The sequence below is a fragment of the Streptomyces sp. NBC_00045 genome, assembly GCF_045041095.1.
Taxonomy (GTDB): Bacteria; Actinomycetota; Actinomycetes; order Streptomycetales; family Streptomycetaceae; genus Streptomyces.
In genome coordinates this window covers 1,543,371-1,556,628 of the sequence record NZ_CP108271.1, presented here as the reverse complement: position 1 = coordinate 1,556,628, position 13,258 = coordinate 1,543,371, and the positions used below count along the sequence as shown (strand labels likewise).

Sequence of the window (13,258 nt, the reverse complement as noted above, 5' to 3'; positions counted from 1 at the left end):
TGGGCGCGGGTGCGGGGAGCCACGGCCGCCCCCGGGAGAGGTCTGGCCAAGGATGTCTACTCACGGGTAACATTGCGCGTCATGAGCGCAGATCAGATGAACGTGGGCGAACTGCTCGCCGCGACGGTGCCGATGGCCCGGACCCTGAACCTCCAGTTCCTGGAGACCACCCCCGAGCGCGCGGTCGTCCGGCTGCCGGACCAGCCCGACTACCACAACCACGTGGGCGGCCCGCACGCCGGCGCCATGTTCACCCTCGCCGAGTCCGCGAGCGGCGCGATCGTCCTGGCCGCCTTCGGCGACCAGCTCTCACGCGCCGTGCCCCTCGCAGTCAAGGCCGAGATCGGCTACAAGAAGCTCGCCAAGGGCGTCGTGACGGCCACCGCCACCCTCGGCCGCCCGGCCGCCGAGGTCGTCGCCGAACTCGACGCGGGCGGCCGCCCCGAGTTCCCCGTGACCATCGCCATCCAGCGCGAGGACGAAGCCGTGACGGGCGAAATGACCGTCGTGTGGACGCTGCGTCCGAACGCCTAGTCGCCGACGGCCGCCCGTGCGTGGGCGGTGCCGCCGGTCCAGGACCCGCTCGGGGACGAGGAAGAACCCTCGTTCCCGAGCGGGTTCAGTGTTTTGCGCCCACGAGCGCCGGGGCAGGTCCTAGAGTCCCGGGCGACGTTCAGGAGGTGGCCGTGGCCAAGGTCGACATCAGTCTCGACGCCGAGCTCGTGGTGGAGGTGATGGTCCTCGCCGGGATCGGTTCGCCGCAGGACGCGGTGGAGGCCGTCGTGCGGGACTACATCGCGCGCGGGCACCGCACCGAGGCCCGGGTGCAGGCGCAGGACGCATCCCGCCGCGACGCCGACGCCCTGGAGCCGCCGCCGCAGGGCTGAACCTCGGCGCAGCGGTGGCGCGTCCGGGACCGGCCCGACGGGCCGGCGCCGCACAGTGGGCGCGGGAGCGGTCCGGCGCGGGCCGCTCGCGCAGACCGGAGCCGCAGGGAGCGCCCATGAGCGAGGCCGTGTCCAGACGTTGCGCGATGCGGCTGCTCGGGGCGGTGGGCGCCGCGCTGGGAGCGGGCGGCTGCGTGGCCGCGGTGCCGCCCGGCACGGCCCCCCGCGCGGCCCGGCCGTCCGAGGACGCGACCGCGGTGCCCGGCCGGCCCGGCAGCGCCGCCCGGATCGAGGCCCTGCTGGAGCGGCTCACCCTGGAGGAGAAGAGCGCCCTGCTGCACGGCGGCCGGGACCCCGCCCCGCTCGGCCAGGCCGGATACCTACCCGGCGTGCCGCGCCTGGGCATCCCGGCGCTGCGGCTCGCCGACGGGCCCGCCGGGGTACGGGTGGCCAAGCCGGCCACCGCGCTGCCCGCGCCGGTGATGCTGGCCTCCGCCTTCGACCCGGCGCTGGCCCGCGAGTACGGCAGGGTCATCGGCCGCGAGGGGCGGGCGCTCGGCCAGGACGTGGTGCTCTCCCCGATGGCCAACCTGATCCGCACCCCGTACGCCGGGCGGAACTTCGAGACCTTCGCCGAAGACCCCCGGTTGACGGCGGACCTCGTCGCGGAGGTGGTCCGCGGCATCCAGGACGAGGGGCTCATCGCCACCGTCAAGCACTTCGCACTCAACAACCAGGAGCAGGGCCGCGACACCGTGGACGCCGTGGCCGGCGAACAGACCCTGCACGAGACGGAGCTGCGCGGCTTCGAGGCCGCCGTCGCCGCCGGAGCGGGCGCCGTGATGGGCGCGTACAACAAGGTCAACGGCACCTACGCCTGCGAGAGCAAGCCGCTGCTCGACGAAGTGCTGCGCGGCCGCTGGGGGTTCGACGGCTGGGTGGTGTCCGGCTGGGACGCGGCCCACAGCACCGTCGCCGCCATCGGCGCCGGCCTCGACATGGAGATGCCCGGCGGCACCCAGTTCGGCGCCCCGCTCCTCCAGGCCGTGCGCGGCGGCTCCGTACACGAGGACACCGTGGACCTCGCCGTACGCCGGATCCTGGCCACCATGGACCGGTTCGGGCTGCTGGCCGCGCGCCCGCCGGCCCGACCCGCCCGCGACGCCGCCGCAGGGGCCCGGGTCGCCCGCAAGGTCGCCGCCGCCGGCGCCGTACTGCTGCGCAACGAGCACGCCACCCTGCCGCTGACGGGCGCCGCGGCCCGCTCGATCGCCGTGATCGGCCCCACCGGGCAGGTGCCCTTCGTCGGCGGCGGGGGCAGAGCGCACGTGGTCCCCGACCGGGCGGCCGCCCCGCTCGACGCCATCAGACGGCGCGCCGGGAACGGCAGCACGGTGCGCTACGCCCTCGGCGAGGACCTGTACGGCCGCCCGCTCCCGGCGAAACTGCTCACCCCGGCCGCCGACCTGGCCGACCGACGGGTGGACGCCGGGCGCAGCTGGAGCCACGAGGGCGTGTTCACGCTGGGCGCGGACGACGAGTGGACGCTGCTCGTCCACTACACCGGGAAGCGGCCCGGCGTGCGGCTCGACGGCGAGGAGCTCTTCCCCGCCGGGCAGGGCGTGGCGGAGCAGTTCGCCGGCGGACTCCTCGCTGCGGCGTCCGACGGGCTCACCGTCCGCCGCCGCACCCTCGCCCTCACGGCGGGCCCGCACCGGCTCGCCGTATTCGCCGAGGGCGGCGACCGGGGCCAGCGGTTTCGCCTGCTGCACACCACGACGGCGACCCGGGCCGCCGACCTCGCCGAGGCGGTGCGGACCGCCGAGGAGGCACACAGCGTCGTGCTGTTCGCCTACGACGACGCCACCGAGGGCACAGACCGGACCTCTCTGGGGCTGCCGGGCGGGCAGCCGCGGCTGATCGAGGCGGTCACCGCCGTGAACCCCCGCACCACGGTCGTGCTCAACACCCCCTCCGGTACGACCATGCCGTGGCTCTCCCGTACCGGGGCGGTCCTCCAGATGTACTACCCGGGCCAAGAGGGCGCGGGCGCCACCTCCGACGTCCTCTTCGGGGACGTGGACCCGGGCGGCCGGCTCACCCAGACCTTCCCGGCCGAAGAGCAGGCGACCCCGGTCGGCGGGGACCCGCTGCGCTACCCGGGGGTGGGCGGCCGGCAGGAGTACGGCGAGGGCGTCCACGTCGGGCACCGCTGGTACGACGCGCAGCAGGTGACCCCGCTGTTCCCGTTCGGGCACGGGCTCTCGTACACGACCTGGGAGTACGAGAAGCTGAGCGTCCGGCCGGAGCGCGGCGGGCTGCGGGTGGAGTTCACGGTCCGCAACACCGGACGCCGCAAGGGCACCGAAGTGGCCCAGGTGTACGTGGGCCCCTCCGCGGACCTGAAACTCGAACAGCCGGTGCGCGCGCTGGCCGGCTACCGGCGGCTCACCCTGGCGCCGGGCGAGGCACGGCGCGTCGTGATCGACATCGATGCCCGCGCACTGTCCTCGTGGGATCCAGAACAGCACGCCTGGGTGCCGGGTTCAGGCCGTCGCGAAGTGTTCGCGGGCCGTTCCTCCCGCGAACTCCACCTGACGGCAAAGGCCGTGTTGAAGAGCAGATAGGCTGCCCGTTCGGTGTGTCACAGCGGACGCGCCGCCGCGATTCGGGAGGACGTACCGGTGCACATCCAGGAATGGCTGGAGACGATTCCGGCGGTCAGCATCTATCTCCTCGTGGGTCTGGTCATCGGGCTGGAGAGCCTCGGCATCCCGCTGCCGGGGGAGATCGTCCTGGTCAGCTCGGCGCTGCTGGCCTCGCAGCACGGCGAGATCGACCCCGTGGTCCTGGGCGTCTGCGCCTCCACCGGGGCGATCGTCGGCGACTCGATCGGCTACGCGATCGGCCGCAGGGGCGGCAAGCCGCTGCTGGAGAAGCTGGGCCGGCGCTTCCCCAAGCACTTCGGGCCCGAACACGTGGCGCAGGCCGAGCGCTCCTTCGAGAAGTGGGGCATGTGGGCCGTCTTCTTCGGGCGGTTCGTGGCCCTGCTGCGGATCTTCGCCGGTCCGCTCGCGGGTGTGCTGCACATGCCGTACTGGCGGTTCCTGATCGCGAACGTCCTCGGCGGAATCCTCTGGGCGGGCGGCACCACCGCCGTCATCTACTCGATCGGCATCGTCGCTGAACCGTGGCTGAAGGGCTTCTCCTGGGTCGCGCTGGTGGTGGCCCTGCTGATCGGCCTCACCGTGACGCTGGTGCTGCGCAGCCGGATGAAGAAGGCGGCGGCCGCGGGGGCGGCCGCCGTGGCGGAGTCGGCCGCGGCCGAATAGCGGCCGGCTCCCCGGGCCGTACGTCAGCCCCCGGGCCGGCGACTGCTCCCCGGGCCGGCCGGCTACCGCGCGGGCTGGACGGCCGCGCGGTGCTGCTTCGCCAGGTCCGCGTACATCAGGGCGTTGACCTTGATGCCCTCGCGCTCCTCGTCGGTCAGCTCCCGCCGCACCTTGGCCGGCACGCCCGCGACCAGCGACCCGGGCGGGACGACCATGCCCTGCGGGACCAGCGCCTGCGCGGCCACCAGCGAGCCGGCACCGATCACCGCACCGTTGAGGACGGTGGCACCCATGCCGATGAGGCAGTCGTCCTCGACGGTGCAGCCGTGCACCACCGCGTTGTGTCCGATGGAGACGCGCTCGCCGATCGAGACCGGGAAGCCGGGGTCGACGTGCAGCGTGCAGTTGTCCTGCACGTTGCTGTCCGCACCGAGGGAGATCGGGCCGCAGTCGGCGCGCAGCACCGCCGAGTACCAGATGCTCGCGCCCGCGGCCATCGTGACGTCGCCGACCACGACCGATGTCGGCGCGGTGAAGGCCGTGGGGTCGATCTGCGGGCTCTTGCCGCCCACGCCCGCGACGAGTGCCTGGCCCTGGTCCGCCTGATACGTCATGTTCTCTTCCCCAGTCCTGTGTCTGCCGTGCCGTGCCGCGCTACCGGCACGGTAGGGCACGCATCCCGCACATCCGGCGATGGGGTGAAGATCACGGCGCGCTCCGGGCGTCCGGCGCGTTACGGTGAGCCGGTGCCGAAGAACCAGAACACGTTCTCATCCCTGCCGGCCGTAACGGCCCTGACGTCCTTGCGCCGCAGGCTCGCCAGCCGCGCGGTCCACGCCGGGTGGCGCTGGATGCAGCGGGCCGGCGCGGTGACCGCGCAGACCCCCGGCCGGCTGCGCTTCGGCGCGATCGGGAACGGCACCCGCCTCGCCTTCCCCCAGGGCACGGTCTTCGGCGAGCCGTGGATCCGCCTCGGCGAGCACTGCATCATCGCCGAGCAGGTCACGCTGACCGCCGGGATGATGCCGGGCCTCGACCTCGGGACCGAGCCGGTGCTGGTCCTCGGCAACGGCGTGGTCCTCGGCCGGGACACCCACGTCATAGCCGACACCCGGATCACCATCGGGAACGACACCTTCTGCGGCCCCGGGGTCTACATCACCTCGACGAACCACAGCTACGACGATCCGCACGAGCCCGTCGGCAAGCAGTGGCCGCGCAGCGCCCCCGTGGAGATCGGCCCCGGCTGCTGGCTCGGCACGGGCGCGGTGATCCTGCCGGGGGCCCGGCTGGGCCGCAACGTGGTGGTGGCCGCGGGGGCCGTCGTACGGGGCGAGGTGCCGGACCACGCCGTGGTGGCCGGGGCGCCCGCGCGGATCGTCCGCCGGTGGCAGCCCGAGACGGGCTGGCAGCCGCCGTTGCGCACCCCGGCGCCGGTGCCGATCCCGGACGGGGTGACTCCGGAGCAGCTGCGCGCGGTGGCGCAGCTGGTGGAGGCCGAGCAGTGCCCGGTCGATGCCGCTCCGGAACCCGCCTGACCGCGACTCCGGCTAGCCGGCCGCGAGGAGGACCGTGCCGGCGAGGGCTAGGCCGGCGCCGGCCGCCTGCACGGTCCGCAGCCGCTCCTTGAGCACGACGAAGGCGGCGAACGCGGTGACGACCGGGTAGAGCGAGGAGAGGACGGCGGCCACGGTCACCGGACCGTTCTGGGCGGCGATCGAGTAGGTGCCGTTCGCCGCGACGTCGGCCAGGCCGACGAAGGCCAGCGCGGGCAGCAGTCCCCACAGGATGCGCGGGCCGGTCCCCGCGGGCAGGGCCGGGCTGCCGCGCCGGGCCCGGACCCACAGGGCCGCGCCGCCCGCGGCCACGTTGGTCACCCGTTGGACGAACAGGGCGAGGAAGAGCCCGGTGACGCTGGTGGAGGCGTGCGCGATCAGGGCCATCACCGCGCCGAAGCCGAACGCGGCGGTCAGGGTGAGCACGACCGCCCGGCGCTGTACGGGTGCGCCGCGCAGCTCCGGTCCGCCTGCGAGGACGATGCCCACGACGGCCACCGCGATCCCTGCGAACTGGCCGAGCCCGGGGCGTTCGCCCAGTGCCAGCCCCGCCGCGACGGGTACGACCACGCCGATCGAGCCGAGCGGCGAGACCACGCCCATCGGACCGAGCGCGAGCGCCTTGTAGAAGCTGAGCATGGCGACCGGCCCGACGAGGCCCGCGGCGACCGCGAACCACAGCTGGGGCCCGGCCTCCCGCCAGGCCCCGGTGCCCAGCACGACCGCGCCGAGTGCGATGACGGCCAGGACCTGGGAGGCCACGACGACCATGAGCGCCGGGAGCCGGCGGGTCAGTAGCCCGCCGCCGAAGTCGGCGAGACCCCACAGCACTGCTGTGGCCAGGGCGAAGAGGGCGGTCATGGCAGGGGCCTCGCAGTACAGTGCAGTGAACGGTGGAGTGCAGCGTGGAGTACAACGCACGTTAGTGCAGTGCATTGGACTGCGCCAGTCAAAATATTGGACGCCAGTAGTGGGGACGGAACGGTGTCGGACCTCGAACAGCTCACCCAGGCCCTCGGCCGGAACCTCAAGCGGTGGCGCGGCGAGCGCGGTTTCACCCTGGACGCGCTGGCAGCCCGCGCGGGAGTGAGCCGCGGCATGATCATCCAGATCGAGCAGGCCCGTACGAACCCCAGCGTCGGAACCACGGTCAAACTGGCCGACGCCCTGGGTGTGAGCATCACCACGCTGCTGGACCACGACCGGACCCCGCAGGTGCACGTCGTGCTGCCCGGCCAGGGGGTGCGGATGTGGTCCACCGACGCGGGCAGCGGCGCCAGCATGCTGCTCGGCGACGACCGGCGCGGACCGGTGGAGATGTGGACCTACCGGCTGGAGCCGGGCGACGGGACGGACTCCGACCCGCACCCGGCCGGCACCTTCGAGATGCTGCACGTCACGGCCGGGGAGCTGACGCTGCTCGTCGCCGACGAGCGGTACGCGGTTCCGGCGGGCGGGGCGGTCTCCTTCGAGGCGAACCTCCCGCACACCTACCGCAACGACGGCCCCGGCCCGATGGAGATGACCATGGCCGTCTCCATCCCGCCCGTCGACCGCGTGCAGGGTCCGGCTACAGCGCCGGGATCTCGATAGCGGGGCAGCGGTCCATCACCATGTCCAGACCGGCCTCGCGGGTGCGTGCGTAGGCGTCCTCGTCGATCACGTCCAGCTGGAACCAGACGGCCTGCGCGCCCGCGGCCACCGCCTCGTCGGCGACCGCACCGGCGAGGGAGCTGTTCACGAACACGTCCACCACGTCCACCTCGAACGGGATCTCCGCGAGCGAGGCGTACCCCTGCTCGCCGTGGACCGTCTCCGCCTTCGGGTGCACGGGAACGACGCGCTTGCCGAACCGCTGGAGCGTACGGGCCACCCCGTAGGCCGCCCGGTCCCGGTTGTTGGACAGCCCCACCACGGCCCAGGTGTCGCCGAGCTCGGTGAGGATCTTGCGGATGGTTGCCGGGTCGCCGTGCACGGGTGCCGCCTCCTGTTGCCTTGCCGATGCGGCCCGGTGCGCCGGGCCGCATCCGGGATCAACCGAAAGGACACATGTCCGATTCCCCGTAGGGTGGAGCGGTGAAGGCAGACCAGTACGTGACGGTGGCCCGCGAGGGCGTGCACGAGGCGGAGATAAACCGCTCGCGCTTCCTGTGCTCGCTCGCCCCCGCGGCGACCGAGCAGGAAGCGCAGGAGTTCATCGCGCGCGTCCGCAAGGAGCACCACACCGCCACGCACAACTGCTTCGCGTACGTCATCGGGGCCGACGCCTCGGTTCAGAAGGCCAGCGACGACGGCGAACCCGGCGGCACCGCCGGGGTGCCCATGCTCCAGATGCTGATGCGCCGCGACATCCGCTACGCCGTGGCCGTGGTCACCCGCTACTACGGCGGCGTGAAACTCGGCGCCGGCGGCCTGATCCGGGCCTACGGCGGCGTCGTCGGAGAGGCGCTCGACGCACTCGGCACCCTCACCCGCCGCCGCTACCGGCTGGCCACCGTCACCGTTGACCACCAGCGGGCCGGCAAGACCCAGAACGACCTGCGCTCCACCGGCCGGACCGTGGTGGACCTGCGCTACGGGGCCGCGGTCGAGATCGAGGTCGCCCTGCCGGAGGCGGACCTGCCGGCCTTCGAGGCCTGGCTCGCCGACAGCACGGCCGGCAGCGCCACCCTCACCCTCGGCGGAGAGACGTACGCGTCCTGAGGGACGGGCCCGGGGGCCCCGACGACGCGTTAGCGTAGAGGGGCTCGGCGAGCGGGAGGCGGCGAGGACGACCACGACGACCAGGGGGACGGAAGAACATGTGCGGCGCGACGTCCGGCGGGGCCGGCGAGTGAGGCTCCTGCACACCTCCGACTGGCACCTCGGCCGGTCCTTCCACCGCGTGAACCTGCTCGGCGCCCAGGCCGCCTTCATCGACCACCTGGTCGAGACCGTCCGCGAGCACGAGGTCGACGCCGTCCTCGTCGCCGGCGACGTCTACGACCGGGCCGTACCCCCGCTGCCCGCGGTCGAGCTGTACGACCGGGCCCTGCACCGGCTCGCCGACCTGGGCGTGCCCACCGTGATGATCTCCGGGAACCACGACTCCGCCCGCCGGCTCGGCGTCGGCGCCGGGCTCATCGGCCGGGCCGGGATCCACCTGCGGACCGACCCCGACGGCTGCGCCGAGCCCGTGGTGCTGGCCGACGCGCACGGGGACGTGGCGCTGTACGGACTGCCGTACCTGGAGCCCGCCCTGGTGAAGGACCGGTTCGGCGCGGGCAGGGTCAGCCACGAGGCCGTCCTCGGCGCGGCCATGGACCTCGTCCGGGCCGATCTCGCCGCCCGCGCCCCCGGCACCCGCTCCGTCGTCCTCGCCCACGCCTTCGTCACCGGCGGGCAGGCCAGCGACAGCGAGCGCGACATCGCCGTCGGCGGGGTCGAGGCCGTTCCCGCCGCCGTCTTCGACGGGGTGGACTACGCCGCCCTCGGCCACCTCCACGGCTGTCAGACGATCAACGAACGGGTCCGCTACTCCGGTTCCCCGCTCGCCTACTCCTTCTCCGAGGCCGACCACCGCAAGACCATGTGGCTGATCGACCTCGGCCCGACCGGGGAGATCACCGCCGAGCGCGTCGACACCCCTGTCCCGCGGCCGCTCGCCCGGATCCGGGGGCGGCTCGACACGCTGCTGGAGGAGTCCGCGTACGCCGTGTACGAGGGCTCCTGGATCGAGGCCACCCTCACCGACCCGGTCCGGCCCGAGGACCCCATGGCCCGGCTCGCCGCCCGCTTCCCGCACACCCTCAGCCTCGCCTTCGACCCCGAGGGCCGCGAGGAGGCCGGCGGGGCCTCGTACGCCCAGCGCCTCAAGGGCCGCAGCGACCAGGAGATCGCCGAGGACTTCGTCGCCCACGTGCGCGGCGGCGGCGTCGCCGACGAAGCCGAACGGGCCGTCCTCCAGGGCGCCTTCGAGGACGTACGCGCGGACGACACCCGGCAGGAGACCCGCCGATGAGGCTGCACCGGCTCAGGATCACCGCCTTCGGGCCCTTCGCCGCACCCCAGGAGATCGACTTCGACGCGCTGTCCGGCGCCGGGATCTTCCTGCTCCACGGCCCCACCGGCGCCGGCAAGACCTCCGTCCTCGACGCCGTCTGCTACGCCCTGTACGGATCGGTGCCGGGCCCCCGCCAGGCCCCCGGCACCAGCCTGCGCAGCGACCACGCGGACGCCGCCACCCCGACCGAGGTCACCCTCGAACTCACCGCCGGCGGACGGCGCCTGGAGATCACCCGCCGCCCCGAGCAGGACCGCCCCAAGAAGCGCGGCACCGGCACCACCAAGGACAAGGCGCAGAGCTGGCTGCGCGAGTACGACGGGGAACGCTGGCTCGCCCTCAGCCGTTCCCACCAGGAGATCGGCGAGGAGATCGAGCAGCTGCTCGGCATGAGCCGCGAGCAGTTCTGCCAGGTCGTGCTTTTGCCGCAGGGCGAGTTCGCCCGCTTCCTGCGGGCCGACGAGGCGGCGCGGGGCCGGCTGCTGGGCCGGCTCTTCGACACCCGCCGCTTCGCCGCCGTCGAGGCACTGCTCGCCGAGCGCCGCCGAGCCGCCGAGGCCAAGGTCCGGGCCGGCGACGAGAAGGTGCTCGGCACCGCCCAGCGGATCGCCCAAGCGGCCGGGGACAGCGCCGACCTGCGGGCCTGGCCGCTGCCCGGACACCAGCCCGGCGACCCCGGACTGGCCGGTGCGATCCGGGCCTGGGCCGCCGTCGCCCGCTGCGCGGCCCGCGAGCGCCTGACGGTCACCGAGTGGGCACTCGCCGCCGTCGAGGGCCGGCACGCCGCCGCCCGGCGGGCGGCCGAAGAAGCCCGGGAGCTCGACCGCCTCCAGCGCAGGCACGCCGAAACGGCCCGCCGCACCGCCCTGCTCGCCGAGGCCGGTCCCGAGCGCGAACGCGTCCGCGCCCTGCTGGACCAGGCCCGCCGCGGCGCCCTGGTCGCCCCCGCCCTGGAACTGCGCGGCGCCGCGTCAGCCGCCCACCTGACCGCCGCCCACGCCGAGGCCGCCGCCCGCGCGCAGCTCCCCCCGGCCCTCGCCGGGGCGGGCACCGAGCAGCTGTCCGCCGTCGAGCAGCGGCTGCGCGGGGACCTCGGCGCGCTCGGCGCGGCCCGGCGGTCCGAGCAGCGCAGCGCCGAGATCGGCCGCGAGCGGGCCACCCTGGAGCGGGAGGCCCGCGACGCCGAGGAGCAGCTGCGGGAGTCCGCCGACTGGCTCGCCCGCTGGGAGGCCACCCGGACCGCCCTGGCCGATCGGGTCGACGCCGCCCAGCAGGCCGCGACGCTGGCCGAGCAGCTCGCCGGCCGGCTGGAGCCGGCCCGCCTGCACCTGAACGCCGCCCGGCGCCGGGATGCGCTGGACGCCGACGCGCAGCGCGCCGAGGGCGAACTGCTCTCCGTACGCGAGGAGTCGACCGCCGCCCGGGAGCGCTGGCTGGAGCTCAAGGAGGCCCGGCTGCGCGGGATCGCCGCCGAGCTCGCCGAGGGGCTCGTGGCGGGGCAGGCCTGCACCGTCTGCGGATCGGCGGAGCACCCCGCTCCGGCGCGCCCGGCCCCCGGGCACGTGGACCGGGCCGCCGAGGACGCCGCCCATGCCGGCTCCGAGCGGGCCGAGGCGCGCAGGGCGGCCGTCGAACGCACGCTCGCCGCAGTCCGGGAGGCCCGGGCCGAGGCAGCGGCCGCCGCCGGGGAGGCCACCACCGACGAACTCATCGCGCTGACCTCGGACCTCAGCTCCCGGCACGCCGCCGCCCACGCCGCGGCCGCCGGACTGCACGCCGCCCGGGAGCGGCTGGCCGGCGCCGAGCGCGAGCACGCCGTACGCAGCTCCGACCGGCTCGACGCCGAGCGCCGGGCCGCCGCCAGGGCCTCCCGCCGCGAGGCCCTGGACCAGGAACACGCCGCGCTGGAGGCCGAGCTGGCCGTCGTACGGGGCGACGCGCCCACGGTCGCGGCCCGCGCCCGGACCCTGGAGGACCGGGTCCGGATGGTCACCGGCGCCGCCGCCGCGCTGCGCCGGGCAGAAGTCACCGCCGCCCGGCTCAAGGAGGCCGACGACCAACTCGCCGACGCCGCCTTCAAGGCGGGCTTCGACACCGTCGAGGTCGCCGCCGACGCGGTCCTGCCCGACTACGAACGCACCGCGCTCCAGCACCGGACGGATGCCTGGCAGGCGGAGGAGGCCATGCTGGCCGACCGGCACGGCGAGCGCGACACCGCCGCCGCGGCGGCCCTGCCCCCGGCCGGCCCGGAGGCCGCGCAGGCCGCCGCCGAACGGGCCGCGGCCCGGCTGCGCTCGGCCGGTTCGGCCTTCGACGCCGCGCGGGTGCGCTGCGCGGAGCTGGACCGGCTGTCCCGGCAGGCCGAGCAGGAGCTTCGGGCGCTGGGCCCGCTGCGCGAGGCGTACGACCGGGTGGCCCGGCTGGCGGGACTGACCGCGGGCACCTCCGCGGACAACGAGCGCAAGATGCGGCTGGAGGCGTACGTCCTGGCCGCCCGCCTGGAGCAGGTGGCGGCCGCCGCGACGGTGCGGCTGCTGCGGATGTCCGGCGGCCGGTACACGCTCGTCCACTCCGACGCCAAGGCGAGCGGACGCGGGCGGTCCGGCCTCGGGCTGCACGTGGTGGACTCCTGGACCGGCAGCGAGCGGGACACCGCCACGCTGTCGGGCGGCGAGACCTTCTTCGCCTCGCTCGCGCTGGCCCTCGGCCTGGCCGACGTGGTCACCGACGAGGCGGGCGGCATGCGACTGGACACCCTGTTCATCGACGAGGGCTTCGGCAGCCTCGACGACCAGGCGCTGGACGAGGTGCTCGACGTACTGGACTCGCTGCGCGAACGCGACCGCAGCGTCGGCATCGTGAGCCACGTCGCCGATCTGCGGACCCGTGTCCAGGCCCAGTTGGAGATCGTGAAACAGCGCGGCGGCTCCGTCGTGCGCCACCGCACTGCGGCCCTCACGGACTGAGCGGGCGCCGGGACAGAGGCGAGGAGTACACGATGCTGGTGGTGACGGCTCCGAGGCCCGAGATCCGGCCCGCGACCTCCTCCAGGTGCCCCATCGAACGGGCGGCGACCTTGAGCACGAAGCAGTCGTCGCCCGTGACGTGATGGGCCTCCAGGATCTCCGGGGTGGCCTCCAGCAGGTCGTGGAACGGCTTGTAGTTGCCGTGCGGATAGCGCAGCCGCACCAGCGCCAGGATGGACTTGCCCAGCTTCTCCGGGTCCACCACCGCGGTGTACCCGGTGATCACGCCCGCGTCCTCCAGGCGGCGCACCCGCTCGGTGACCGCGCTCGCGGACATGGAGACGGCGCGCGCGAGCTCGGCGAAGCTGGCCCGACCGTCCTCCTGGAGGGCCGTCAGGATGCGCCAGTCGGTGGCGTCAGGGGAATAGTCGGTCATGGACCAGATGTAGCAGTGGAAACCCCGGCCGAACAAGAG

The 13,258-nt window shown here is 74.5% G+C and carries 13 protein-coding genes; 9 read left to right on the top strand and 4 right to left on the bottom strand.

Going from position 1 to position 13,258, the window contains the following annotated elements:
- Positions 1-81: 81 nt before the first annotated feature.
- From OHA65_RS07355 to OHA65_RS07340, 4 genes are all read left to right on the top strand, one after another.
- Entirely contained in the window at positions 82-534 is a 453-nt protein-coding gene (locus tag OHA65_RS07355; protein WP_189973593.1) for a DUF4442 domain-containing protein, read from the top strand.
- A 152-nt stretch (positions 535-686) separates the two neighbouring features.
- Entirely contained in the window at positions 687-887 is a 201-nt protein-coding gene (locus tag OHA65_RS07350) for a DUF2191 domain-containing protein (RefSeq protein ID WP_327282322.1), read from the top strand.
- A gap of 116 nt (positions 888-1,003) precedes the next feature.
- Positions 1,004-3,514 (top strand): glycoside hydrolase family 3 C-terminal domain-containing protein, encoded by a 2,511-nt coding sequence (locus OHA65_RS07345; RefSeq protein WP_327282321.1) that lies wholly within the window; start codon positions 1,004-1,006, stop codon positions 3,512-3,514.
- Between the two features lie 57 nt (positions 3,515-3,571).
- On the top strand, positions 3,572-4,219 hold the full coding sequence (locus OHA65_RS07340) for a DedA family protein (protein ID WP_327282320.1): 648 nt from the start codon (positions 3,572-3,574) through the stop codon (positions 4,217-4,219).
- A 62-nt stretch (positions 4,220-4,281) separates the two neighbouring features.
- Here the strand turns inward: OHA65_RS07340 and OHA65_RS07335 are convergent, their stop codons facing one another.
- Positions 4,282-4,833, bottom strand: a complete 552-nt coding sequence (locus tag OHA65_RS07335; protein ID WP_327282319.1) for a gamma carbonic anhydrase family protein — start codon at positions 4,831-4,833, stop codon at positions 4,282-4,284.
- Positions 4,834-4,965: 132 nt separating this feature from the next.
- Between OHA65_RS07335 and OHA65_RS07330 the strand changes: the two genes are divergently transcribed.
- A complete protein-coding gene (locus tag OHA65_RS07330; RefSeq protein WP_371646208.1) occupies positions 4,966-5,757 on the top strand; it encodes a DapH/DapD/GlmU-related protein in 792 nt (263 codons plus the stop codon).
- 12 nt (positions 5,758-5,769) lie between these two features.
- Here the strand turns inward: OHA65_RS07330 and OHA65_RS07325 are convergent, their stop codons facing one another.
- The gene (locus tag OHA65_RS07325; RefSeq protein ID WP_405761587.1) at positions 5,770-6,636 is read right to left on the bottom strand and encodes an EamA family transporter; all 867 of its coding nucleotides are present in this window, start codon (positions 6,634-6,636) and stop codon (positions 5,770-5,772) included.
- A gap of 123 nt (positions 6,637-6,759) precedes the next feature.
- Here OHA65_RS07325 and OHA65_RS07320 point away from each other — a divergent pair, with 123 nt between their 5' ends.
- The gene (locus OHA65_RS07320; protein WP_405761585.1) at positions 6,760-7,368 is read left to right on the top strand and encodes a helix-turn-helix domain-containing protein; all 609 of its coding nucleotides are present in this window, start codon (positions 6,760-6,762) and stop codon (positions 7,366-7,368) included.
- Here OHA65_RS07320 and OHA65_RS07315 read toward each other — a convergent pair.
- On the bottom strand, positions 7,346-7,750 hold the full coding sequence (locus OHA65_RS07315; RefSeq protein ID WP_327282316.1) for a CoA-binding protein: 405 nt from the start codon (positions 7,748-7,750) through the stop codon (positions 7,346-7,348). The two genes, OHA65_RS07320 and OHA65_RS07315, sit on opposite strands and share 23 nt — an antisense overlap.
- A 101-nt stretch (positions 7,751-7,851) precedes the next feature.
- Between OHA65_RS07315 and OHA65_RS07310 the strand changes: the two genes are divergently transcribed.
- From OHA65_RS07310 to OHA65_RS07300, 3 genes are all read left to right on the top strand, one after another.
- Complete coding sequence (locus OHA65_RS07310) at positions 7,852-8,478, top strand: YigZ family protein (protein ID WP_329312963.1); 627 nt, start codon at positions 7,852-7,854, stop codon at positions 8,476-8,478.
- Positions 8,479-8,608: 130 nt separating this feature from the next.
- Complete coding sequence (locus OHA65_RS07305) at positions 8,609-9,775, top strand: exonuclease SbcCD subunit D (protein WP_327282314.1); 1,167 nt, start codon at positions 8,609-8,611, stop codon at positions 9,773-9,775.
- Entirely contained in the window at positions 9,772-12,783 is a 3,012-nt protein-coding gene (locus tag OHA65_RS07300; RefSeq protein ID WP_405761582.1) for an AAA family ATPase, read from the top strand. Before OHA65_RS07305 ends, OHA65_RS07300 begins: the two co-directional genes overlap by 4 nt.
- On the opposite strand, the gene OHA65_RS07295 is transcribed toward OHA65_RS07300, so the two are convergent.
- Positions 12,773-13,219: an Lrp/AsnC family transcriptional regulator gene (locus OHA65_RS07295; protein ID WP_327282312.1), complete on the bottom strand. Its 447-nt coding sequence runs from the start codon at positions 13,217-13,219 to the stop codon at positions 12,773-12,775. The genes OHA65_RS07300 and OHA65_RS07295 overlap by 11 nt on opposite strands.
- Positions 13,220-13,258: the final 39 nt, after the last annotated feature.